Here is a 23,148-nt window from a genome sequence, read left to right as displayed (position 1 = left end):
AACAGGTGCCGCCTCTTCTTTTTCCCGTGGTTCCCTCATGTGTGACGGCGCCCACGCGGCGGGTCCGACCCGGCTCGATCCGCGGAGGGACGCGGAACGGTGAACAGAACGGTCCACCAGCAGAGTTGCTCGCTGCGTCCTGGTCGACCTGAGGACAGCGCGGTCCGTGCCTGTCGTGTCCCCCTCTTGGCCGACCGGCGGCGACTCCGCAGCGCGCTGCAGGCGACGGGGTACGGCCGACGAGATCGGGGTACAAGTCCGGCACGATCGGGCCCGCCGGATGCGTTCTCCACCGATCCGGTCAGGAGGCCCGCCCGCCGTCGACCACGCCCGTACCGTCCTCGACATGCACCGGCATCGCGCACCGTTCCTGCCCGGCACACCACGACCGGACCACCAGCGGCAGGCTGCGTCGCTCGTCGACTTCGAGGAGCTCGCGCCCCTCGTCGCCGACGACCGTGTCACCGACGTCCTGGTGCTCGGGGGGCGCGGGGTGTGGACCGACCGCGGGACGGGCCTCACCGCGGTCGGTGGACTCGTCCTGTCCGAGACCCGCGCCCGCGACCTCGCCCGTTCCCTCGTGGCCCGCGGCGGGCGGCACATCGACGAGACCACGCCGTGTGCGGACGTCCGACACGGCGACGGCATCCGCGTCCACGCGGTCCTCGCTCCTGTGAGTGTCCTCGGCACGGCGATCTCGATCCGGCTGCCACAGAACGCGCTGCCGAGCATCGCCCGGCTCGTCGGCGGCGGGTTCTTCGAGCGGATCCCGCGGACCGTGGTCGACCGCGCCGTGCAGGAACGACGGAACGTCCTGGTCACCGGAGCGACCGGCAGTGGCAAGACGACCCTGCTCGCGGCGATGCTCGGCCTGGTCCCGACCGACGAGCGGATCGTCACGGTGGAGGACGTCGCCGAACTCCGGATCGACCACCCCCACGTCGTCGCACTCGAAGCACGACAGGCCAACGCGGAGGGTGCCGGAGCGCTCGGCACCGAACGACTCCTCCGGGAAGCGCTGCGGATGCGGCCCGACCGGATCGTCGTGGGGGAGTGTCGGGGCGCCGAGGTCCGGGAACTCACGTCAGCGCTCAACACCGGGCACGACGGGGGAGCGGGGACGGTCCACGCGAACGGGGTCGACGACGTCGCGGCGCGGCTCGAGGCGCTCGGGGCGCTCGCCGGTCTCACCCCGGGGTCGCTCGCGCGGCAGGCGGCGAGTGCGTTCGACCTCGTCCTGCACGTGGAGCGTCGGAACGGGGTGCGACGGCTCGCCGAGGTGGGGCGCTTCGGGGTGGACCGGCAGGGGCGGCTCGAGGTCATGCCGGTCTCGATCGGTGCGTCCGGGGGACTGGGGATGCCCGGGCGGGAACGGGCGCGACGGGCTCGCGCGGTGCCGGCGGGTTCCCTGGGGACAGCTGGTCCGGGTGGTGACGGCGACGGCGAGCGGGGAGACGGCGTGATCGCGGGTGGCCCCGGTCCGGTCGGCTCGGCGATCGGCGGTCCGCGCGCCGCTGGTGGAGCACATCGACGGACCCGCGGAGCGTGACGCGGACGGATGACGCGCTCGCCGCGGCGCGGGCGTTGGACCGGGTCGCCGTGCTCGTGTCCGCCGGCGTCCCGCCGTCCCGGGCCGTGGCACTCGTGGCCGGACCCGGGCCGGGAGCACCCACCGTGGCGGCTGGGGGCCGTCCGGAGATCGACGGAGTGCTCGCCGTGGCGGCACGGACAGGAGCGCCCGTCGTGCCCGCACTCCGGGCGCTCGCGGGGTCGTTACGGGACCGGGCGGCGGCGGAACGAGCGATCCGTACGGCGTCGGCCGGGCCACGGGCCAGCGCCAGGGTGGTCCTGGCGCTCCCGGCGTTCGGCGTGCTGCTCGGTTCGGCATGGGGCGTCGACACCGTCGGGGTGCTCACCCGGACGTCGGTCGGGTGGTGCTGCATCCTCGTCGCTGTGGCCCTCGTGGTCGTGGCCGCGCGGTGGACCCGCCACCTGCTCGCCGAGGCCTCCGACAGCGGACCGACACCCGGCCTCCTGCTCGAGGTGTGGGCCGTCGCGCTGTCCGGAGGCGGCGCGTGGATCGACGCGGCGCACACCGTCGAAGCGGTCTACGGCGACCGGGCCTGGCCCGACGCTGACCGGGAGTGCCTCGTCGAGACCCTCGCCCTGGCCGACCACGCGGGGGTCCCGGCGGCCGGTCTCCTCCGCGCCGGCGCCGTCGACCGTCGTGCTGATGCAGCCGCCGAGGGCCTGGTGCGTGCTGAACGACTCGGGGTGCGACTGGTGCTGCCGCTCGGCGTCTGCGTGCTGCCGGCGTTCGTGTCGGTCGGAGTGGTGCCCGTCGTGCTCGGCATCCTCTCCTCCACATCCACAGGCCTCCGTTGAACTCTGCACGGACCCGTCGGTTGGCCCCTGCCGAAGGGCGCGTCCGCCGAAGGTGGAGGCAGGTCCCCGCGCCGCAAGCACCTCGCGCGGGGCCGGTCACGAGCACCGGACCGACCGGTGCCGCGAGAGAGAGGAACGACGCCATGCAGGAAGGACACTCCGACGCTGCCCCGGACACACCGTCGGCCGAACGAGCACAGCGGCTCGGACGGCATCCATCGCCGAGCCCAGCGTCGCCGAGCCGGTTGTCCGATGACCAGGGATCCGCCACCGCCGAGTACGCCGTCGTCATCCTGGCGGCGGTGGCCTTCGCCGGCGTCCTCGTCGCGGTCATGCGGTCCGGCGAGGTGCAGGCGATCCTCACGGACCTCGTCCGGACGGCGCTCACACCATGAAAGGGGAACGACGCGTCAGCCACGACCGGGACGAGCACGAGGATCACCGCCGGAACCAGCACCAGGACGACGGCCGTGACCGCGGATCGGTGACGGTCGAGTTCGCCCTCGCCCTGCCGGTCTTCGCCGTGGTCTTGGCCGCGGCGATCGCCGGGGTGATGGCCGTCGACGGGCAGGGGCGGCTGCAGACCGCCGCCGCCGTCGCTGCCCGGGCATTCGCGCGCGGTGACGACCCGGCTGCGCGACAGGCCCTCGAGCGAGCCGACGCCGGCACGGTCCGTGTCGAACGTGCGGCGGGACTCGTCTGCGTCCGTGCCGCACGACCCGCCGGCACGGGGCCGTTCTCGGACGTCGTCCTGCAGGGGAGCGGCTGCGCCGTGGACGAGGCCGACACCGGTGACCGGTCCTGACGCGACCGGACCGACACGGTCCACGACGGGGCGCCACCGCGGTGGCCTGCGGCCCAGGAACGCGCGGGCCAGCACCATGCGGGCCGGCACCCTGCGGGCTGGTGAGCAGGGATCCGCCACGGTGGCGCTCGCGGCCGTCCTCGCGGTGGTCATCCTCGTGACGGGCTCGTTCCTCGGCGCGGCCGGACACCGGGTCGGGGCCGCTCGTGCGCGGGGAGCGGCCGACGCGGCGGCGCTCGCCGCGGCGGCATCGGCCATCGGCCTGGTGTCGGGCCCGCCCTGCCGTGCTGCTGGACGCCTCGCTCGGGCCAACGGAGCCGTCCTCGTCGCCTGCGGTGTGGACGGGGTGGTAGCCCGGGTCGAGGTGGCTGCCGGCGGTGGCCTGCCGTCCGCCCACGCCGTCGCCGTGGCCGGCCCACGGCCTGCTGCGGCGACGGTCGGCCGACGCGCCGTGGGCAGCCCGCGCGGTTCAGCCACGTCCGGCGGACTCGCTCCGGCTCCACCGGCCATCCCCACCGGAGTGTGTATGGTGTGCCTGTCGGCCCGCCGGTCACCGAATTCCCGGTCGACCCGGACACTTCCACGACGTCCGTCGGCCGATCAGCACCATCGATCAAGGAGTCACGTGCCAGGCACGAAGAAGCTCGTGATCGTCGAGAGCCCCGCGAAGGCGAAGACGATCGCGCAATACCTCGGTGACGGATACGACGTCCAGGCGTCTGTCGGACACATCCGTGACCTCGTCGAGCCCAAGAACCTGCCGGCCGAGCTCAAGAAGGGCTCCCTCGGTAAGTTCTCCGTGGACGTCGACAACGGGTTCGAGCCGTACTACGTCGTCTCCGATGCGAAGAAGAAGACCGTCGCGGACCTCAAGCGTGCGCTGAAGGACGCCGACGAGCTCTACCTCGCAACAGATGAGGACCGCGAGGGCGAGGCCATCGCGTGGCACCTGCTGCAGGTGCTGAAGCCCAAGGTGCCCGTCAAGCGCATGGTGTTCCACGAGATCACCAAGGAAGCCATCCAGCGTGCCCAGGAAGCCACGCGGGAACTCGACACCGCGCTGGTCGACGCCCAGGAGACCCGTCGCATCCTCGACCGGCTCTACGGGTACGAGGTCTCGCCGGTGCTCTGGCGCAAGGTCGGCCCGGGCCTCTCCGCCGGTCGTGTCCAGTCCGCGGCGACCCGCCTCGTCGTCGACCGTGAGCGCGAGCGTCTCGCCTTCGTCTCGGCGAACTACTGGGACCTGACGGCGCGCTTCGAGAAGTCCGACGAGGGGGCCTTCACGGCTCGCCTCGCCCGGATCCAGGGCAAGCGCGTGGCCTCCGGCCGTGACTTCGACGACCGTGGTCAGACCACGGCGGACGTCGTCCGTCTCGACGAGGGCTCGGCGAGCTCGCTCTCCGCGGTCCTCGACCGCGCCGGCGACGCCGTCGTCCGAAGCGTCGAGTCGAAGCCGTACACACGCCGACCGGCAGCTCCGTTCACCACGTCGACGCTGCAGCAGGAAGCCGCGCGCAAGCTCCGCTTCTCGGCCCGTCAGACCATGAGCGTCGCGCAGTCGCTGTACGAGAACGGCCACATCACCTACATGCGTACCGACTCCGCGTCGCTGTCGCAGCAGGCGATCACCGCGGCACGCAAGCAGGCGACCGCGCTCTACGGCGCGGACTCGATCCCGGCGAAGCCCCGTTCCTACGCAGGCAAGAGCAAGAACGCGCAGGAGGCCCACGAGGCGATCCGCCCCGCCGGCGACACGTTCAAGACGCCGTCGCAGATGGAGGGTGTCCTCCGCGGCAACGACCTCCGTCTCTACGACCTCATCTGGAAGCGCACGGTGGCGTCGCAGATGGCCGACGCCAAGGGCTCGACCGCGTCCGTGGTGCTCGGGATCGCGTCGACCGAGTCGATCGAGGGCCTGGCGTCCACGGCGAACGGCACCGACGTCGAGTTCACGGCGTCCGGCACGGTCATCACTTTCCGTGGGTTCCTCAACGCCTACGAAGAAGGCCGTGACGAAGAGCGCTCCTCGGGCGACTCCGCGGACGACGCGAAGCTGCCGCAGATGGCCGAAGGTGACCACCTCGGCGTCTCCGACGTGGCGGCCAAGGGGCACGACACCTCCGCACCTCCGCGCTACACCGAGGCCAGCCTGGTCAAGACGCTCGAAGAGCTCGGGATCGGGCGCCCGTCGACCTACGCCGCGATCCTCTCCACGATCATGGACCGCGGGTACGTGACGCAGCGCGGGACCGCCCTGGTGCCGAACTGGATCGCGTTCAGCGTCGTGCGTCTGCTCGAGGACTACTTCGGGGACCTCGTGCAGTACGACTTCACGGCCGAGATGGAGAACGACCTCGACCGCATCGCCAGCGGCGAGGAGGACCGTGTCGACTGGCTCAAGGAGTTCTACTTCGGTGGCGGTGACCAGCGCGGACTCCGCACGGTCATCGACAACCTCGGTGAGATCGACGCCCGCGAGATCAACTCGGTCGAGCTCGCGCCGGGCCTGACCCTGCGCATCGGTCGGTACGGCCCCTACATCGAGACCCCGAGCGACGACCCGGAGAAACCGCGCCGCGTCAACGTGCCGGAGGACATCGCGCCGGACGAGCTCACCCTCGACAAGGCCCGCGAACTCGTCGAGGCGCCGGTCGTCAGCGACCGCGTGGTGGGCATCAACCCGCAGACGGGCAAGGAGGTCCTGGCGAAGGACGGCCGCTTCGGTCCGTACGTGACCGAGCGCACTCCGGAGCCCGAGCCGACGGTCGACCCGGCGACGGGCGAGGTCCTGGCGGCTGAACCAGAACCGGCTGCAGAGGCGGCAGCGAGCACGACGACGGGCGCGAAGACCGCGACGAAGACCGGCACGAAGACCGCCGGCACGAAGACCGCCGCCGCGAAGAAGACGCCCGTGAAGAAGGCCACGGCCAAGAAGGCAGCGGCCCCGAAGGAGCGCACGGCCTCCCTCTTCAAGTCGATGGACCCGGGGTCGGTCGACCTCGAGACCGCGCTGAAGCTCCTCGACCTCCCGCGCACGGTCGGGACGGACCCGGAGTCCGGCGACGAGATCACCGCGCAGAACGGTCGCTACGGGCCCTACCTCAAGAAGGGCACGGACACCCGGACCCTGCCGAGCGAGGACGCGATCTTCGACGTCGACCTGCCCGGTGCCCTCGAGCTCTTCGCGCAGCCGAAGTACGGGGCCAAGCGTGCCGCGAGCGCGGCGCTCAAGGAGTTCGACGCGGACCCGGTGTCCGGCAAGCCGATCAAGGTGAAGGACGGCCGCTTCGGCCCGTACGTCACCGACGGCGAGACGAACGCCACGATCCCGCGCGGCGAAGAGGTCGAGACGGTGGACTTCGAGCGTGCGGTCCAGCTCCTCGCGGACAAGCGTGCCAAGGGCCCGGTCAAGAAGAAGGCACCGGCCCGACGCGCCCCCGCGAAGAAGAAGTGAGCACGGACGGAGCAGTGCGCACGGACGACTCCCGCGGCTGGTTCATCACCCTCGAGGGCGGTGACGGCGCGGGCAAGACCACGCAGGCCGAGCGCCTCGAGCAGTGGCTCGGGGCGCACGGCCGGCGGGTCGTCCGGACCCGGGAACCCGGTGGCACAGACCTCGGCCAGCGCATCCGCGAGATCGTCCTGCACGACCGCGGCCACGTGACGCCCCGGGCCGAGGCGCTGCTCTACGCCGCCGACCGTGCACACCACGTCGAGACGGTCGTCCGGCCTGCCGTCGCCCGCGGTGACGTCGTGCTGCAGGACCGGTACATCGACTCCTCGGTCGCGTACCAGGGCGTGGCCCGCGGCCTCGGCGCCGAGCAGATCCGGTCGGTGTCGAACTGGGCAGCGGACGGCATGACGCCGGACCTCACGGTGCTGCTCGACCTCGACGTGAGCCTCGGGCGGGCGCGTGTCGCGGCCGCCCGCGGTGACGTGTTCGACCGCCTCGAGTCCGAAGCGGCAACGTTCCACGAGTCCGTCCGGCAGGCCTTCCTCGACATGGCCCGCGCCGAACCGGAGCGGTTCCTCGTCGTCGACGCCTCCGAGTCGGCCGACGTCGTGCAGGAGCGGATCCGTTCGGCCGTGGCACGCCTGGTCGGGGTCGGTTGATGCTGCGGACCGCGACGACGTGCGCGGGCGCCGACGACCGGCCGGTCCCGTCGGTGGCTCCTGGCAGGATCCTCCCGTGAGCGTGTGGGAGGGCCTGACCGGACAGGAAGAGTCCGTGGCTGCGCTGCGGAGTGCCGCCGAGTCGACCGACGGCACGGGTGGCATGACGCATTCGTGGCTGATCACCGGGCCTCCCGGCTCCGGACGCTCGAACGTCGCCGCGGCCTTCGCCGCCGCCCTGGTCGGCAACGGCCCCGACGACGACCACACGCTGCGTCTGATCACCGCCGGCACCCACCCCGACGTCGCCCGGCTCACCACCCAGCGCGTCATCATCACGATCGACGAGATCCGGCAGCTCGTGACCTCGTCACACTTCTCGCCGTCGATCGGCCGGTACCGCGTGATGATCGTCGAGGACGCCGACCGGATGACGGAGCGGACCTCGAACCTGCTGCTGAAGGCACTCGAGGAACCGCCGGAGCGCACGGTGTGGATCCTCTGCGCTCCGAGCGAGGCCGACCTGCTGCCGACGATCCGCTCGCGCGTGCGCTCGGTCCGCCTGCGTGTCCCGGGCATCGAGTCGGTCGCCGACCTCATCGTGGCCCGGACCGGCGTGGACCGTGTCCTCGCCACCGATGCGGCGCGTCAGGCGCAGAGCCACATCGGCATGGCGCAGCGCCTCGCGACGAGCGAGGACGCCCGTGACCGTCGTCGTCGGACCTTGACCACGGTCCTCGCGATCCGCAGTGTCGGTGACGCCGTGAACGCCGCGGCCGCGCTCCTGGCCGTGGCGGACGAGGACGCCAAGGCGATCACGCTCGAGCGTGACGCCGAGGAACGCGACGCCGCACTCCGGTCCCTGGGCGTCCAACCGGGCGGTACCGTCCCGCCGGCGCTCCGGTCCCAGCTCCGGGTGCTCGAAGAGGACCAGAAGCGTCGCGCGACCCGGAGCCTCCGCGACGGCCTGGACCGCATCCTCGTCGACGTCTCCTCGCTGTACCGCGACCTGCTGCTGCTCGGACTCGGCGCTCCTACCGAGCCGGTGAACCTGGCGATCCGTCACGAGCTCGAGCGGGCGCTGCCGTCCGTCCCGCCCGCGGCCGCACTCGAGGTCCTCGACGCGATCGCGACCGCGCGGCAGCGCATCGGTGCGAACGTCGCCGCGCTCCTGGCGCTCGAAGCGCTGCTCGTCACGGTCGCCCGCGCCGTCCGCTGACCGGCTGACCGGGGCTGCTCGGCCTGGCGATCCCGACAGGGTTCTCAGGCCGTCCGCGATGCTCGGCGTGGGAGGATCGGCCCATGACCGACGCTGCACCGGGCCTCCGCGAACGGAAGCGGCGCGCCACCCGCTTGGCGATCCAGCAGGCCGCGCTCCGCATCGCGATCGAGCACGGTCTGTCCGCGGTCACCGTCGACGAGGTCTCCCGCCGGGCGGACGTCTCGCCGCGGACGTTCTTCAACTACTTCCCGAGCAAGGAGCAGGCGATCCTCGGTGACGACCCGACCCTGCCGCAGGGCGAGGACGTCGAGACCTTCGTCGCCGGCGGCCCGACGGGTGAACTGCTCGCGGACCTCGGCACGCTGCTGGTGCACTCGGCGCACGAACTCATCGACGAACGCGGGTTGATCGGGGAGCGACAGCAGGTCCTCCGCGCGAACCCCGAGCTCTTCAGCCAGCGGATGGCGTCGATGAAGGAGTTCCAGGCCGGCATCCAGACGGTCGTCGAGCAGCGGTTGCGGCTCGAGGACGGTCTGCCCGAGACCGGTGACCTGACCGGGGACGGCAGTCCGCGTCGGTCGGACGAGGACGACGCGGTGCGCCGCCGCGCCCGCCTGGCGTCACTCGTCGGCATGGCAGCGCTCCGTCACGCTTGGTGGGAGTGGTCCGAGTCGGACGCGGACGCACACCTCGTCGACGAGCTCGAGCGGTCCTTCGCCGACCTCGGCGCGCTCGTTTCGCGCTCGCTCGTCTGATCCTGTACAGTGATTTCTCGTGCCGCTCCGGATCACCGGGGCGTCCGCCGCCTTAGCTCAGTCGGTAGAGCGATTCACTCGTAATGAATAGGTCGTCGGTTCGATTCCGACAGGCGGCTCCGAGACCCCCTCGTTCCTCCCGGAGCGAGGGGGTTCTGCGTTCCCCGAGCGGCCAGGCAGCGAGCGGCCAGGCAGGCGAGCGGGCGGGCAGGCGAGCGAGGCCAGGCAACCCACCAGCCCCACCAGCCCCACCCGGGAGGCCCGTCACCGGCACTCGTGCACGCGCGCCTCCCAGGGACGCAGCGTTCCGGCGACCGGCGGCTCCCCGAGGTTCCCCAGGACGAACGCCCCCACGAGCCTCCCGACCGACTCCGGTAGCTCCAGGTCCACGTCGGACAGGTTCGCGACGACGACGAGTGGCGGCCCGTCCGCATCCGCCGAGGCCCGCGTGAACGCCCACAGCGTCGGGTGTTCCGCCTCGAGCAGTGTGAACGTCCCCAACCGCACGGTGCGGGAGCGGTGTCGGAGGTCGATGAGTCGACGGTGATGCTCGTACACCGAGCGCTGCCCGGCTGCCCGGTCGCCCGCGACGGTGACGCGCGGCCACCCCTGCCCCATGCCGATCCACGGTTCGGCGGTGGAGAACCCGCCGGCGGGTGCGCTGTCGTCCCACGGGATCGGCGTGCGCGCGTTGTCGCGGCTGCGGAAGGCGAGGGCCTCGAGCGCCTCGGACTCCGGCATGCCGCGGCCGACGGCGCCGCGGAACCAGTTGTGCGACTCGATGTCCCGGTACTGGTCGATGCTGGTGAAGGCGGCGTTCACCATGCCGATCTCGTCGCCCTGGTACACGTACGGGGTGCCGCGGTGCAGGTGCAGCACGGTGGCGAGCAGCGTGGCCGACTCGTACCGGAACGCGAAGGGGTCGCCGCCGGAGGCCGCCGCGCCGAACCGCGACACCGGCCGCGGCTGGTCGTGGTTCGACAGGTACAGCGAGTTCCACCCGCGGTCCTCGAGCCCGGTCTGCCACCGGGCCAGTGAGCGCTTCAACTCCGGCAGGTCGGTCTCGTTCCGGGTGAACTTCGACGACGGTGCGTGGTCGAGGCCGACGTGTTCGAACTGGAACACCATGTCGAGCTCGTGGCGTTCCGGGTCGGTGAAGAGCGCCGCGTCCTCCACGGTGACACCGGGCATCTCGCCGACGGTGAGCAGGGCCTCCCGACCGGCGAAGACGCGCTCGTGCATCTCCTGCAGGTGCTCGTGGATGCGCGGCTGCATGACGTACGCGTCGCTGTCACCGGAGAGGGCGTCGTCGTCCTTGGCGATGTGGTTGATGACGTCCATCCGGAAGCCGTCGACCCCGCGGTCCAGCCAGCGGTTCATCATGTCGTAGACCGCGGCGCGGAGGTCGGGGTTCTCCCAGTTCAGGTCCGGCTGCTGCGGCGTGAACATGTGCAGGTAGTACTGACCGGTACCGGGGTCCCACGACCAGGCTGGTCCGCCGAAGGCGGCACGCCACCCGTTCGGCTCGTGGCCGTCGACGGGGTCGCGCCAGATGTACCAGTCGTGCTTCGGGCAGGTGCGGGACTGCAGGGCGGCGCGGAACCAGGGGTGTTGGTCGCTGGAGTGGTTGACGACGAGGTCCATGACGAGCTTCATGCCGCGCCGGTGCACCTCGACCAGCAACGCGTCGAACTCGTCGATGGTGCCGAACAGCGGGTCGATGTCCTCGTAGTCGGCGATGTCGTACCCGTTGTCGGCCTGGGGCGATCGGTAGACCGGCGACAGCCAGACGACGTCCACGCCGAGGTCGGCGATGTGGTCCAGGTGCTGCCGCAGCCCGGCGAGGTCGCCGACGCCGTCGCCGTTGCCGTCCGCGAAGCTCCGCGGGTACACCTGGTAGACGACGGCTCCCGTCCACCATGGTTCCGGTCCGGTCACGGCGCCTCCTCGCGTCGGTGCGCGCCCCTACGCGCATGCCCACCAGTGCGTCGGACCGGAGGCCCGTCCTGCGTTCCGGTGTCGGGCCTCCAGTCGATCGGCTGGTCACCCGCACGGTACTCCGGCGGTCCTGACACCGCTGCACGAGCCCCTGTGGACAGCTGGCCTGTCCGCAGCGGGGCGATCGCGCGACGACCTGCGCGGGAGCGGCTGGTAGACACGACCCATGGCCATCCGATGGGGAGTACTCGGGACCGGCGGCATCGCCCGGTCCTTCGTCCGCGACTGCAGTGCCGCGGGGGTGGTGTTCACCGCGGTCGGCTCACGGACCGACGAGTCCGCGCGGGCCTTCGCGGACGAACACGACATCCCGCACGCGCACGGTGACTACGCCGCACTGGTGGCGGACGACCAGGTCGACGCGGTCTACGTGGCGACGCCGCACTCCCGCCACGCCGAGGACGCCCTGCTCGCGATCGCCGCAGGGAAGCACGTCCTGGTCGAGAAGGCCTTCACGATCACCGCGGAGGAGGCCCGACGGGTCCGCGACGCGGCGCACGACCGCGGTGTGCTCGTGATGGAGGCGATGTGGACCCGCTTCCTGCCGCAGACCGCGATGATGCGGCGGGTCCTCGCCGAGGGCCGCATCGGCACCCCCCGACTGGTGCAGGCGACGCACCACCAGGCGCTGCCGACCGATCCGCGCCACCGGCTCAACGACCCCGCTCTCGGCGGTGGCGCGCTGCTCGACCTCGGCGTCTACCCCGTGTCGTTCGCGGTCGACGTGCTCGGCGTCCCGACCGCGGTCACAGCGTCCGGCACCCTCAGCGACCAGGACGTCGACACGCAGATGGGCATCGTGATGACCCATCCGGGTGGGGCGCAGTCGACGGTGCACTTCGCCTTGGACCTGCGCAGCCCGAACAGTGCGTCGATCATCGGCACCGAGGGGCGTATCGACCTCGACCCGACGTGGTGCACGCCGACCACCTGGCGCATCCGGGACGCCGACGGTGCGGTCGTGGAGGAGTTCGACGGGCGCGAGGAGCTCGCCGGCTACAACCACGAGGCCCGTGGCTTCGAGGCCGCGATCACGGCCGGGGTGCCGGCCGACAGCACCACGCACATCGACCACACGGTCGCGATCATGGCCGTGATGGACGAGGCCCGCCGGCAGGTCGGCGTCCGGTACCTGGCCGATCCCGGGCACTGAACACCTCGCAGCCCGGCGGCTGACGACGGTGGGCCTGGAGGCACGGACCCGCGTCTCGTAGGATCGCCTGGATGTCCGAGCAGTCACCCCAGCCGCCCACCGGCGGCCCCGTCCACCGTTCCGTCGCAGCCCTGCGCGCCTCCGTCCGCCGGAAGCCGGTGCCGTGGGGAGTCGGTGGGCTCGTCGTCGTCCTCGCGGTCGCCTCCGGCGGTGTGGTCGCGGTGAACGCGGCGACCGCGGACCAGCCCAGCGCGATCGGGTCGGCCAGCGCCTCCCGGACGCCGCTCGGCACCCGGACACCGGCGTCGTCCCCGACCCCGTCGGCAGCCCGGACGGCCACGCCGACCGCGAGACCGACTGCGACCCCGACACCGACCCCGTCGGCGAAGGCTGCCGCCCGCACCTGCTCGGTCGCTGGCGCAGCCTCCGCGAGTGGGCTCGGCCGCTTCGAGGGCTACGTCATGAACGCGGCCACCGGGGAAGAGCTGTTCTCGCGCGACGGTGGGACGCCGGCGCAGACCGGCAGCGTGATGAAGACCCTGACGAGCGCGACCGCGCTGGCGGTCCTCGGTGCCGGGCACACCATCCCGACGACCGTCACCGACGAGGGTGGTGGGACGATCGCCCTCGTCGGACACGGTGACGCGACCCTGACGGCCGGCAACGGCACGGTCTACCCGGGGGCGCCGAGCCTCGCGCAACTCGCCCAGCAGGTGAAGGGGCGGCTCGGCGGCACGCCGGTGACGACGATCGTCGCCGACGGCACCTGGTGGAGTGCATCCGACGCCTGGGACCCGACCTGGCCCGTCAGCGAGCGGACCATCGGGTACCAGCCGAACGTCACCGCGCTGATGGTCGACGGCGACCGCGCGAACCCGGCGGCCGCGACCTCGCCGCGCTCCGAGGACCCGATCGGCCGGGCCGGTGTGGCCTTCCGGACGGCCCTCGCGAACGCCGGAGTCGTCGGAGCGTCGACCGCGCAGGTGACGCAGCGGGCGACGACCTCACAGAACACGATCGCGCAGGTGCAGTCCCAGCCGGTGTCGACGCTGATCGGGCAGATGATCCCGAACTCGGACAACACCCTCGCCGAGATGCTCGCGCGCGTGTCGTCGAAGCAGGCCGGCGCCGGTGGCACCGCAGCGTCACTGACCGGTGTCTACAGCAGTGCCCTCCGCGGGTACGGCGTGGACCCGTCCGGCATCCGCATCGTCGACGGCTCCGGCGAGAGCGCGTCGAACGCCGTCTCGCCCTCGTTCGTCGCACACCTCATGGTCCCGGTGACCCGGGGTGACAAGGGGCTCGGGACACTCGCGCAGGTCCTGCCGGTGGCCGGCGTGTCCGGCACGCTCTCGAGTCGGTTCACCGGCGCGAACGCCGTGGCGCGCGGCAAGGTGCACGCGAAGACCGGGTGGATCGACAGCGCCAACACCCTCGGCGGGTACATCGACGCTGCCGACGGCACGAAGCTGACGTTCGCGTTCTACGCCATCGGGTCGCCTCGGGCCGCCGCGCTCCCGGCACTCGACGCGGTCACGGCCGCGGTCTACCGGTGCGGAGGTTCGCTCACCGGGTCCTGACCCGACGGGTGTTGGATGGGGGCATGGCAAGGGCACTGCTCATCACCGACGTCCAGAACGACTTCACCGAAGGCGGTGCGCTCGCGGTCGACGGGGGAGCGGCACTCGCCGAGCGGATTACCGCGTTCCTCCGTCGGCATGCGGACGAGTACGACCTCGTCGTGGCCTCCCGGGACTGGCACGACGCCACCGGGGACAACGGCGGACACTTCGCGGGTCCGGAGGGTCCGGACTTCCGGACGACCTGGCCGCCGCACTGCGTCGCCGGCACGCCGGGCGCCGAGTACCACCCGGCGCTCGACCTGTCCTTCGTCGACGTCCACGTCCGCAAGGGGCAGGGTGAGCCGGCGTACTCGGCGTTCGAGGGCACGACCGAAGCCGGGGCCGACCTCGTCGACGTCTTCTTCGACCGCGAGGTCCACGCCGTCGACATCGTCGGCATCGCGACCGACCACTGCGTCCGGGCGTCCGCGCTCGACGGGGTGCACGCGGGCCTCGACGTCTTCGTCTACGAGGACCTCGTCGTGGGCATCGTCCCGGCCAGCAGCGACGCCGCGCTCGAAGAGGTCCGAGACGAGGGCGGGCACACCGGGCGCAGCGACATGGACGAGGGGCGTCAGCGTCCGGGAGGAGCGGTCCTGTGACCGACGAGCAGACGACCAGTACCACGGCCGCCACCAGCACCACGGTCGGTGACGAGCACGTCAGCGTCGCCGACGTGCCCACCGGTCTCTTCATCGGCGGCTCCTGGCGTCCCGCGAGCGGCGGCGCGACCTTCGACGTCCGCGACCCCTCCACCGGCGCGGTCCTCGCGAGCGTCGCGGACGCCACCCCGGAGGACGGCATCGCCGCACTCGACTCCGCCGTCGCCGCACAGGCCGAGTGGGCGGCGACCGCACCCCGGCACCGCTCCGACCTGCTCCGGCGCACGTTCGACCTCGTGCACGAGCACGCCGACGACATCGCCGCGATCATGACGCTCGAGATGGGCAAGCCGCTCGCAGAGTCCCGCGGCGAGGTCGTCTACGGTGCCGAGTTCCTCCGCTGGTTCTCGGAGGAAGCCGTGCGCATCGGCGGCGACTACCGCACGAACCCGGAGGGCACCGGTCGCGGCATCGTCCTCAAGCGTCCGGTCGGCCCCGTCTACGCGATCACGCCGTGGAACTTCCCACTGGCGATGGCCACCCGGAAGCTCGCACCGGCGCTGGCCGCCGGGTGCACGGTCGTGCTGAAGCCCGCCGACCTCACCCCGCTGACCACGCTGTACCTGGTCGAGCTGTTCCGTCGCGCCGGGCTGCCGGACGGTGTCCTCAACGTGGTGCCGGCCTCGGACGCGAAGGCCCTGTCCGCGCCGGTCATCGCCGACCGCCGGCTGCGGAAGCTCACCTTCACCGGCTCGACCCCGGTCGGTTCGGCGCTGCTCAAGCAGGCGGCCGACAACGTCCTGAAGACGAGCATGGAGCTCGGGGGCAACGCCCCGCTCCTGGTGTTCGACGACGCCGACCTCGACCGCGCGGTGGACGCCGCGATGCAGGCGAAGTTCCGCAACGTCGGCGAAGCCTGCACCGCGGCCAACCGCTTCTTCGTGCAGGAGGGCATCGCCGACGCGTTCACCGCGGCACTCACCGAGCGGATCGACGCGCTGCGCATCGGTCGGGGCACCGAGGACGGTACGGACATCGGCCCGCTCATCGATTCTCGCGCGGTCGACAAGGCCGCGGGGCTCGTGGACGACGCCGTCGAGCGCGGAGCACGACTCGTCACCGGTGGGGCGAGGCTCGAGCGCGAGGGCACCTTCTACGCACCGACGCTCCTGGACGACGTCCAGCCCGGCTCGGACATCCTGACCACCGAGATCTTCGGACCGGTCGTGTCGATCACGCGCTTCGCGACGGAGGAGGAGGGCATCCGCCTCGCCAACGACACGGAGTACGGCCTCGTCGCATACGCGTTCACTGAGGACATGCGCCGTGGGCAGCGGCTGGCCGAACGGCTCGAGACGGGGATGCTCGGATGGAACACGGGGGTCGTGTCCAACGCGGCGTTCCCGTTCGGCGGCGTGAAGGCCTCCGGTCTCGGCCGCGAGGGCTCGCACGAGGGCCTCGAGGAGTACCTGGAGACGGTCTACGTCCTGACGCCGGACCCCTTCGCCGCCTGAGCCCCTCGCAGAGGTGGCCTCAGACGAGGAGCTGGTGCTTCGCCAGGTCGCGGTAGAGCGGGGTGCTCTGCACGAGTTCGGAGTGGGTGCCGACACCGACGACGCGGCCGTGCTCGAGCACGACGATGACGTCGGAGTCCACCACGGTGGACAGTCGGTGGGCGATGACGAGCAGGGTGCGGTCCTCGGCGACGGCGTCGATCGCCAGGCGCATCTTCTGCTCGTTCACACCGTCGAGCGAGGACGTCGACTCGTCGAGCAGGAGGATCGGGGGAGCGGCGAGCAGGGCCCGCGCGATGGCGAGGCGCTGCCGTTCCCCGCCGGAGAGCATCACGCCGTCCTCACCGACCTGCGCGTCGAGGCCGCGGGGGTCGCGGTGCAGCACGTCGCCGAGGTTCACGGCCTCGAGCACCCGGACGCACTCGGACTCGGACGCGTCCGGCGACCCGAGCAGCAGGTTCGCTCGGATCGTGCCGGCCAGCACGGGGGCATCCTGTTCGACGTACCCGATCTGCGCTCGGAGTTCGGCGCGGTCGAGGCCGCGGACGTCCAGACCACCGAGTCGGATGACGCCGTCGGTCGGGTCGTAGAAGCGCTCGATGAGCGCGAGCGTCGTCGACTTGCCCGCACCGGACGGACCGACCAGCGCGACACGGGAGCCGCGCGGGACGCTGAACGACACGTCGCGCAGCACGACCTGGTCGTCCTCGGCGCTCGGTGCCACCGCACTGACGTCGCCCGCCCCTTCGGCCCCGTCCGTGCCGACCGCGTCCGGGGACACCGCGTACCGGAAGGTGACGTGTTCGAACGTGATCGCGTCGTCCGTGGCGATCGCGGCGGCCGGCCGGACCGCGGCGTCGTCCTGGTCCTCGGTCGGCAGGTGCAGGACCTCCTCGATGCGGCCGAGGGCACCGAGGGCCTGCGCCACGGCGACGACCGCGCCGAGGGCCTGACCGAGCGGCATGATCATCATGAAGAGCAGCAGGATGAACGTGATGAGGGTCGCGATCGTGATCGTCCCCGCCGCGACCTGCGCGCCGCCGATGCCGAGCACGGCGATGAACGCGACCTGCATGACGATGCTCGCGACCGGCACCACGAACGCTGACATCCGGGCGATGACGAGCCCGCGCTGGTAGGCCTCCGTCGCGTGCTGGTCGACCTCACTGACCTCGCGCGCCGTGGCACCCGCGGCACGGATGGTGCGGACGGCGCCGATGCCGCGCTCGACCGCGGCGGTGAGGTCGCCGACCTTCTCCTGCGCGGCCTTCGAGGCGACCCGGATGCGCCGGCTGAGGCCGCCGACGACGACCACCGCGACGATGACGATGACGATCACCACGACGAGGAGCAGCGGGTCGATGATCGCCATCGCGATGACCGCGCCGGCGAAGGTGAGCGCGCCGCCGATGGACTCGATCAGCCCCTGCGTCAGGACGGCCCGGAGGAGCGTGGTGTCGCTGCCGACGCGGGACACCAGGTCCCCGGTGCGTCGGACGTCGAACTCCGAGATCGGCAGGTTGAGGATCCGTGCGATGAGCTTGCGCCGGGTGGAGAGCACGACGCCTTCGCCGGCACGCTGCAGCAGGAAGTGCTGGACACCGTTCAGGACGCCGGCGACGAGCACCAGGACCACGAGCGCCCACACCAGCGCCGACATGCCGGTGCCCTGTTGGACGGCGGTCACGACCTGGTTCACGAGCAGCGGCTGCGCCAGGGACGCTCCTGCCCCGAGGATGCTCAGCACGATGATGACGACCATCGCCGGCTTGTTCTCGAACAGGTAGGACAGCAGGCGACCGAAGGTGGCGCGGGGCCCGTCGGTCTTCTTCGGGCGTGCGAACGGGTTGCTCATCGTGGGTCGATTCTCTCACCGCGGGACCGACAGACGGACGGGAGGCTCCCCACCGGTGTGGTGGGGAGCCTCCCGTCCGTCAGGTGCTCGCGGAGGAGCGCTCGCGCTACGGGGCGACGCGCTCCACGGCCGGCTGGTCGTCGACCGTGTCCGCGAGGTCGCTCCCGCGGGTCTCGCGGACGAGGAACAGCGCGACCAGCGTCACGACCGCCGCGATGGTCAGGTAGAGGCCGACGAGGAAGATGTTCCCGTCCGGCTGCCACAGCTTGAGGGCGATGGTCGGCGCGAGCGAGGCACCGAGGATCGACGCGACGTTGTACGCCAGTGCGGAGCCGGTGTACCGGACGTTGGTCGGGAACAGCTCCGGCAGCAGCGCGCCCATCGGACCGAATGTGAGCCCCATCAGTGACAGTCCGACGATCAGGAACGTGACCACGGTGATCGGTCCGTGAGCCGCCGCGAACCAGAACTGGAACGTCAGGCCGAAGAGCGCGATGCCGATGGTGGTCGGGATGAGCGTGCGGCGGCGTCCGAACCGGTCGGCGAGCAGGCCCGCGATCGGCGTGCAGATGCCGAAGAAGACGACACCGATCATGAGCAGTGACAGGAACTCGCCGCGCGAGTACCCGAGCCCGATCTTCGGGACGAGCTTCGACGCGGTGTCGCCCGCCGTGCCGTAGTTCAGCGTGAAGGTCGTCATGAAGTAGAAGAGCACGTAGGTCGCGACCATGCCGAAGGTGCCGACGACGACCGCGCGCCAGGAGGTGCGGAACACCCGGCCGAGCGGGACCTTCGCGACCGAGCCGGACTCCTGGACGCCACGGAACACGGTGGACTCGACCAGACGGAAGCGCACGTAGAGCCCGATGAGGACGAGCACGGAGGACACCAGGAACGGGATGCGCCATCCCCACGCCTGGAAGTCGGCGTTCGGGGTGCCGTCGGCACCGGCGGGCAGCGCCGCGTTGATGATGATGAACAGGCCGTTGGCGAGCAGGAAGCCGATCGGGGCGCCGAGCTGCGGCATCGAACCGAACACGCCGCGCTTGCCCTCGGGGGCGTTCTCCGTCGCGAGCAGTGCCGCGCCGGACCACTCGCCGCCGAGTCCGACGCCCTGGGCGAAGCGGAGGACGGCGAGGAGCACGGGCGCCAGGACCCCGACCGAGCCGAAGGTCGGCAGGCAGCCGATGAGGAACGTCGCGGTGCCCATCACGAGCAGGGAGGCGACGAGGGTGGTCTTCCGTCCGACGCGGTCACCGAAGTGACCGAACAGGATCGATCCGACCGGACGGGCGAAGAACGCCAGCGCGAACGTCACGAACGAGGACAGCTGCGACGCCGTCGGGTCCTCGTTCGGGAAGAACAGGGTGGGGAAGACGAGGACGGCGGCGGTCGCGTAGACGTAGAAGTCGTAGAACTCGATGGAGGTGCCGACGAGGCTCGCGATGACGACGCGCGAGCGCGGGTTCGTCTTCGTGGCGGACGTCGGGGTGGCCGGGGCGGCGGACATGCGTGTGAGGACCTTCGAGGTGCGCGCGTTCGAGGAGCGCTGCGGTGACCGGACGGCGGACTGGCGACACGGTTCGCGCGGGGTGGCGCGGACACCGGGTCGGGTGCGTTCGGAGGTGGTGGTCCCGCTCGTGACGGGGTCCTCAGTGTACGACGGATGTCGGGCAGCTGCGAATCGACCCTGAGCTGGCCGTCAGTTCGCCCGGTCGGACGGTTGCCGGTCCGTCAGTTGCTCGCGCCGGTGCCGAGGTGCGACGGCAGCGTGTGGCCCATGCGGTCGCGCTTGGTGTCCAGGTACCCGGCGTTCTGCGCGGAGATCCCGACGACCAGCGGCACGAGGGAGTCCACCGTGATGCCGTGCTCCACCAACTGTCGGCGCTTCTCGGGGTTGTTCGAGAGCAGCCGCACACGGGTGATGCCGAGGTCGGCGAGGATCCCGGCGGCGCCGCCGTACTCGCGGGAGTCGGCCGGGAGGCCGAGCGCGAGGTTCGCGTCGAGCGTGTCGAGCCCGTCCTCCTGCAGGCGGTAGGCCTTGAGCTTGTTGATGAGGCCGATGCCGCGACCCTCGTGGCCCCGCAGGTAGACGACGACCCCGCCCTCGGCGGCGATGGTGTCGAGGGCGGCGTCGAGCTGCGGGCCGCACTCGCACTTCAGCGACCCGAAGGCCTCACCGGTCAGGCACTCGGAGTGCACCCGCACGAGTGCGCCGTCCGAGGGTGCCTGGCCGTCGGGGGTCTTCGCGATCACGGCGACGTGTTCCGCGCTCGTCACGAGGTCGCGGTAGGCGCGCATCTCGAAGAGGCCGTGCGTGGTGGGGACGTTCGTGGACACCTCGAACGACACCGGGCTCCCGGGGGTGGCGGAGGTCAGTGCGTCGGTCATGTGGTGCTCCGGTCGGTGGGGGCCCCGTCGACCGCGCCGTCAGGCCGCTGCGGGACCGTGCGGGCGCGGACCAGCAGATCGGGGCCGAGGCTGGACGTCGACAGTACACGCAACGTCCGCGCCTCTTGGATACTTCCCACCCCGATGTCGCCGAGTGCGACGCGGGGTCCGCCGAGCAGTACCGGGGCCAGGTAGACGAGCAGTTCGTCGGCCAGTCCGGCGGCGATGAACGCCGAGGCGACGGTCGGGCCGCCCTCGACGAGGACGCTGTGCACCCCGCGTGCTCGGAGCGAGCGGAGCGCGGCGTCGAGGTCGTGTCCGGAGATCGTGACGACCCCGCGGGGATGCCGGTGCAGGGCGGCGTCCGCCGGCAGGGCTCGGTCGCCGAGGACGACGGGCAACGGCTGGTCGGCGAGGAACTCCCCGGCGTCGCCGCGTGCGGTCAGGCTGGGGTCGTCGGCCAGGGCGGTACCGGTACCGACCAGGACGGCGTCGTGCGCGGCCCGTTGTTCGTGCACGTGCTGGCGGGCGGCGGCGCCGGTGATCCACTGACTCGACCCGTCGGCCGCGGCGGCACGACCGTCCAGGCTGGCGGCCCACTTCACGGTCACCCAGGGACGCCCGAGACGGACGGAGAGCAGCCAGCGCTCGAGGAACGCCTCGGCCTGGTCGGCGAGGACGTCCGGCACCACGTCGACGCCGGCGGCTCGCAGTCGGTCCGCGCCACCGTGGGCGGCGGGACCGGGGTCGTCGACGGCGTACACGACCCGCGCGACGCCGGCCTCGATGAGGGCGACGGAGCACGGCCCGGTCCGGCCGACGTGGTCGCACGGTTCGAGGGTCACCACCGCGGTCGCGCCACGGAGCCGCGCCGGGTCGACCTTCCGCATCGCGTCGACCTCGGCGTGCGGGGTGCCCGCACCGCGGTGCCAACCCTCGCCGAGGACGTCGCCGTCGGGGGAGAGCACGACGGCGCCGACCCGGGCGTGGTCGCCGACGGCCGGGCCCCGGGCCGCGAGCTCGAGTGCGCGGCGCATCGCGCGGACCTCGGCGTCGCTGGCGGGCAGGCCGTGCGGCTCCGGGGCCGTGTCGGGTGCGGTGTGGCTCACGGAGCGAGACTACCGGCGGTCTGCGACGTCGATCCGGGAGGCCAGGGCAGGTCGGACGCGGGCGTCCCGTCCGCGCGCCGCAGGCCCTTCCACGCCGGGGCCGGCGAGCCGTCACGGTTCGGCACGAGGGCGTCACCGCTTCCGGTGTACGCGAAGCCGGCACGACGGGCGACCGCGGCCGACGCGGTGTTGCCGACGTAGCACTCCCAGTACACGTCCGGGGCGCCCTGCGCGAACGCCCACGCCACGACGAGTTCGACGGCGTCGTGCACGAGTCCGGTACCGCGGGCCGCGGGCGCCAGCCAGAACCCGAGGTCCCGGCGGGCCGTCCGGTAGCTGATGACACCGTCGAGCCAGGTCGACCCCTGCCGTCGGATCGCCCAGGTGTACTCGCGGTCCGACGCCCATCCGGGTCCGACGAGCGCGTCGACGAAGGACTGCGCGTCCTGCGCCCGGTACGGCTGCGGGATCGTCGTCCAGCGGACGATCTCCGGGTCCTGACAGGCCTCGGTGATGGCGGCCGTGTCGGCACGGGTCGGCATGTCGAGCCGGACCCGTGCAGACTCGAGGGTGACGGGGAGCACGGCCGGTCAGCGGGCGCGGGGCACGAAGCCGATCGCGTCGTACACGCGGGCGAGCGTGGCCTCGGCGATCGACTCGGCCCGCTCGGCGCCGACCTCGAGCAGGCGGTCCAGCTCGGCGGGGTCGTCGAGGAGTTCGAGCGTCCGGGTGCGGACCGGCTCGAGCTCGGCGACGACCGCGTCGGCCACCTCGCCCTTCAGGTCGCCGTAGCCCTTGCCGACGAACGAGGCCTCGAGCTCGGCGACCGGGGTGTGGGTGAACGCGGAGAGGATCGCCAGCAGGTTCGTGACACCGGGCTTCCCGGCCCGGTCGGCGCGGATCTCCCGCTCGGTGTCGGTGACCGCCGACCGGATCTTCTTCGCGGTGCGCTTCGGCTCGTCGAGCAGCAGCACCAGGCCGCTGTCCGACGCCGCCGACTTGCTCATCTTGCTCGTGGGCTCCTGCAGGTCGTAGATCCGGGCGGTGTCGCCGAGGATCCGCGCTTCCGGCACGACGAACGTGTCACCGAAGCGGGAGTTGAAGCGGCCGGCGAGGTCCCGGGTCAGCTCGACGTGCTGGCGCTGGTCGTCGCCGACCGGCACCACCTGGGCGTCGTAGAGCAGGATGTCGGCGGCCATCAACATCGGGTAGGTGAACAGCCCGACCGAGGCGGCCTCGGCACCCTGTCGCGCCGACTTGTCCTTGAACTGGGTCATCCGGCTCGCCTCGCCGAAGCCCGTAATGGTGTTGAGCACCCAGGCGAGCTGGGCGTGTGCGGGCACGTGCGACTGGATGAAGAGCGTCGACTTCGTCGGGTCGATGCCCGCGGCGATGTACTGCGCCGCGGTCCGTCGGGTGTTCTCGCGGAGCGCCGCCGGGTCCTGCGGGGACGTGATGGCGTGCATGTCGACCACGCAGTACACGGCGTCGTGGTCGTCCTGCAGGTCGCGCCACTGCATGAGGGCGCCGATGTAGTTGCCGAGGTGGAGGGACCCGGCCGAGGGCTGGATGCCGGAGAAGATGCGGGTGCTGGTCATGCGGGAGTCCTGGTGCTCGGGAGCGA

18 protein-coding genes, 1 tRNA gene and 1 pseudogene are annotated in these 23,148 nt (G+C 71.9%); 13 read left to right on the top strand and 7 right to left on the bottom strand.

Features of this window, described 5'->3' with window-relative positions; genetic code table 11:
• Positions 1-346 precede the first annotated feature (346 nt).
• The 9 genes from DEJ25_RS07980 to DEJ25_RS07940 all read left to right on the top strand — a co-directional run bounded on the left by DEJ25_RS07980 (position 347) and on the right by DEJ25_RS07940 (position 9,399).
• Positions 347-1,549, top strand: a complete 1,203-nt coding sequence (locus DEJ25_RS07980; RefSeq protein ID WP_111044435.1) for a CpaF family protein — start codon at positions 347-349, stop codon at positions 1,547-1,549.
• Positions 1,546-2,385 (top strand): type II secretion system F family protein, encoded by an 840-nt coding sequence (locus DEJ25_RS07975; RefSeq protein WP_111044359.1) that lies wholly within the window; start codon positions 1,546-1,548, stop codon positions 2,383-2,385. The genes DEJ25_RS07980 and DEJ25_RS07975 overlap by 4 nt, the downstream gene beginning before the upstream one ends.
• Positions 2,386-2,528: 143 nt before the next feature.
• Complete coding sequence (locus DEJ25_RS17220) at positions 2,529-2,780, top strand: DUF4244 domain-containing protein (RefSeq protein WP_110902678.1); 252 nt, start codon at positions 2,529-2,531, stop codon at positions 2,778-2,780.
• Complete coding sequence (locus DEJ25_RS07965; RefSeq protein WP_111044358.1) at positions 2,777-3,190, top strand: TadE family protein; 414 nt, start codon at positions 2,777-2,779, stop codon at positions 3,188-3,190. The genes DEJ25_RS17220 and DEJ25_RS07965 overlap by 4 nt, the downstream gene beginning before the upstream one ends.
• Positions 3,191-3,815: 625 nt before the next feature.
• On the top strand, positions 3,816-6,644 hold the full coding sequence (topA, locus tag DEJ25_RS07960) for a type I DNA topoisomerase (protein ID WP_111044357.1): 2,829 nt from the start codon (positions 3,816-3,818) through the stop codon (positions 6,642-6,644).
• A 14-nt stretch (positions 6,645-6,658) separates the two neighbouring features.
• Positions 6,659-7,303 (top strand): dTMP kinase, encoded by a 645-nt coding sequence (gene tmk, locus DEJ25_RS07955; protein ID WP_111044356.1) that lies wholly within the window; start codon positions 6,659-6,661, stop codon positions 7,301-7,303.
• A gap of 76 nt (positions 7,304-7,379) precedes the next feature.
• Positions 7,380-8,522, top strand: coding sequence for a DNA polymerase III subunit delta' (locus tag DEJ25_RS07950; protein ID WP_111044355.1), 1,143 nt, complete (start codon positions 7,380-7,382; stop codon positions 8,520-8,522).
• Between the two features lie 83 nt (positions 8,523-8,605).
• Positions 8,606-9,280, top strand: coding sequence for a TetR/AcrR family transcriptional regulator (locus DEJ25_RS07945; RefSeq protein ID WP_111044354.1), 675 nt, complete (start codon positions 8,606-8,608; stop codon positions 9,278-9,280).
• 46 nt (positions 9,281-9,326) lie between these two features.
• Positions 9,327-9,399, top strand: a tRNA-Thr gene (locus tag DEJ25_RS07940).
• 145 nt (positions 9,400-9,544) lie between these two features.
• Here DEJ25_RS07940 and DEJ25_RS07935 read toward each other — a convergent pair.
• Positions 9,545-11,218 carry an alpha-glucosidase gene (locus DEJ25_RS07935; protein WP_111044353.1) on the bottom strand — a complete coding sequence of 558 codons (1,674 nt, stop codon included), beginning with the start codon at positions 11,216-11,218 and terminating at the stop codon, positions 9,545-9,547.
• 226 nt (positions 11,219-11,444) lie between these two features.
• On the opposite strand from DEJ25_RS07935, the gene DEJ25_RS07930 reads away from it, so the two are divergent.
• The 4 genes from DEJ25_RS07930 to DEJ25_RS07915 all read left to right on the top strand — a co-directional run bounded on the left by DEJ25_RS07930 (position 11,445) and on the right by DEJ25_RS07915 (position 16,169).
• A complete protein-coding gene (locus DEJ25_RS07930) occupies positions 11,445-12,431 on the top strand; it encodes a Gfo/Idh/MocA family protein (protein ID WP_111044352.1) in 987 nt (328 codons plus the stop codon).
• 71 nt (positions 12,432-12,502) lie between these two features.
• Positions 12,503-14,011, top strand: coding sequence for a D-alanyl-D-alanine carboxypeptidase/D-alanyl-D-alanine-endopeptidase (gene dacB / locus DEJ25_RS07925; protein ID WP_111044351.1), 1,509 nt, complete (start codon positions 12,503-12,505; stop codon positions 14,009-14,011).
• A 23-nt stretch (positions 14,012-14,034) separates the two neighbouring features.
• Positions 14,035-14,655, top strand: a complete 621-nt coding sequence (locus tag DEJ25_RS07920) for an isochorismatase family protein (RefSeq protein WP_110902687.1) — start codon at positions 14,035-14,037, stop codon at positions 14,653-14,655.
• A 74-nt stretch (positions 14,656-14,729) separates the two neighbouring features.
• Entirely contained in the window at positions 14,730-16,169 is a 1,440-nt protein-coding gene (locus tag DEJ25_RS07915; RefSeq protein ID WP_111044434.1) for an NAD-dependent succinate-semialdehyde dehydrogenase, read from the top strand.
• 19 nt (positions 16,170-16,188) lie between these two features.
• Here DEJ25_RS07915 and DEJ25_RS07910 read toward each other — a convergent pair whose 3' ends face one another.
• The 6 genes and pseudogenes from DEJ25_RS07910 to trpS form a co-directional block, all read right to left on the bottom strand.
• Positions 16,189-18,024 carry an ABC transporter ATP-binding protein gene (locus DEJ25_RS07910; RefSeq protein ID WP_111044350.1) on the bottom strand — a complete coding sequence of 612 codons (1,836 nt, stop codon included), beginning with the start codon at positions 18,022-18,024 and terminating at the stop codon, positions 16,189-16,191.
• A gap of 106 nt (positions 18,025-18,130) precedes the next feature.
• Entirely contained in the window at positions 18,131-19,534 is a 1,404-nt protein-coding gene (locus tag DEJ25_RS07905) for an MFS transporter (RefSeq protein ID WP_111044349.1), read from the bottom strand.
• Positions 19,535-19,758: 224 nt separating this feature from the next.
• A pseudogene (gene ribA, locus DEJ25_RS07900) lies at positions 19,759-20,424 on the bottom strand (GTP cyclohydrolase II); the annotation flags it as partial.
• On the bottom strand, positions 20,412-21,452 hold the full coding sequence (gene ribD / locus DEJ25_RS07895) for a bifunctional diaminohydroxyphosphoribosylaminopyrimidine deaminase/5-amino-6-(5-phosphoribosylamino)uracil reductase RibD (protein WP_110902768.1): 1,041 nt from the start codon (positions 21,450-21,452) through the stop codon (positions 20,412-20,414). The pseudogene ribA and the gene ribD, both read right to left, overlap by 13 nt.
• A 68-nt stretch (positions 21,453-21,520) precedes the next feature.
• Positions 21,521-22,108, bottom strand: a complete 588-nt coding sequence (locus DEJ25_RS07890) for a GNAT family N-acetyltransferase (protein WP_110902691.1) — start codon at positions 22,106-22,108, stop codon at positions 21,521-21,523.
• A gap of 6 nt (positions 22,109-22,114) precedes the next feature.
• Positions 22,115-23,122 carry a tryptophan--tRNA ligase gene (trpS, locus tag DEJ25_RS07885; RefSeq protein WP_111044348.1) on the bottom strand — a complete coding sequence of 336 codons (1,008 nt, stop codon included), beginning with the start codon at positions 23,120-23,122 and terminating at the stop codon, positions 22,115-22,117.
• Between the last annotated feature and the right edge of the window lie 26 nt (positions 23,123-23,148).

The organism is Curtobacterium sp. MCPF17_011, from assembly GCF_003234145.1.
GTDB lineage: Bacteria > Actinomycetota > Actinomycetes > Actinomycetales > Microbacteriaceae > Curtobacterium.
This window is presented reverse-complemented; position numbering and strand designations above follow the sequence as displayed.

Excerpts from the sequence above, each read along its gene's own strand:
- DEJ25_RS07910 (WP_111044350.1), bottom strand. The coding sequence starts at position 18,024 with ATGAGCAACCCGTTCGCACGCCCGAAGAAGACCGACGGGCCCCGCGCC.
- DEJ25_RS07980 (WP_111044435.1), top strand. The coding sequence starts at position 347 with ATGCACCGGCATCGCGCACCGTTCCTGCCCGGCACACCACGACCGGAC.
- trpS (WP_111044348.1), bottom strand. The coding sequence starts at position 23,122 with ATGACCAGCACCCGCATCTTCTCCGGCATCCAGCCCTCGGCCGGGTCC.
- DEJ25_RS07905 (WP_111044349.1), bottom strand. The coding sequence starts at position 19,534 with ATGTCCGCCGCCCCGGCCACCCCGACGTCCGCCACGAAGACGAACCCG.
- DEJ25_RS17220 (WP_110902678.1), top strand. The coding sequence starts at position 2,529 with ATGCAGGAAGGACACTCCGACGCTGCCCCGGACACACCGTCGGCCGAA.
- ribD (WP_110902768.1), bottom strand. The coding sequence starts at position 21,452 with ATGCGCCGCGCACTCGAGCTCGCGGCCCGGGGCCCGGCCGTCGGCGAC.
- DEJ25_RS07965 (WP_111044358.1), top strand. The coding sequence starts at position 2,777 with ATGAAAGGGGAACGACGCGTCAGCCACGACCGGGACGAGCACGAGGAT.
- DEJ25_RS07945 (WP_111044354.1), top strand. The coding sequence starts at position 8,606 with ATGACCGACGCTGCACCGGGCCTCCGCGAACGGAAGCGGCGCGCCACC.
- dacB (WP_111044351.1), top strand. The coding sequence starts at position 12,503 with ATGTCCGAGCAGTCACCCCAGCCGCCCACCGGCGGCCCCGTCCACCGT.
- DEJ25_RS07930 (WP_111044352.1), top strand. The coding sequence starts at position 11,445 with ATGGCCATCCGATGGGGAGTACTCGGGACCGGCGGCATCGCCCGGTCC.
- DEJ25_RS07920 (WP_110902687.1), top strand. The coding sequence starts at position 14,035 with ATGGCAAGGGCACTGCTCATCACCGACGTCCAGAACGACTTCACCGAA.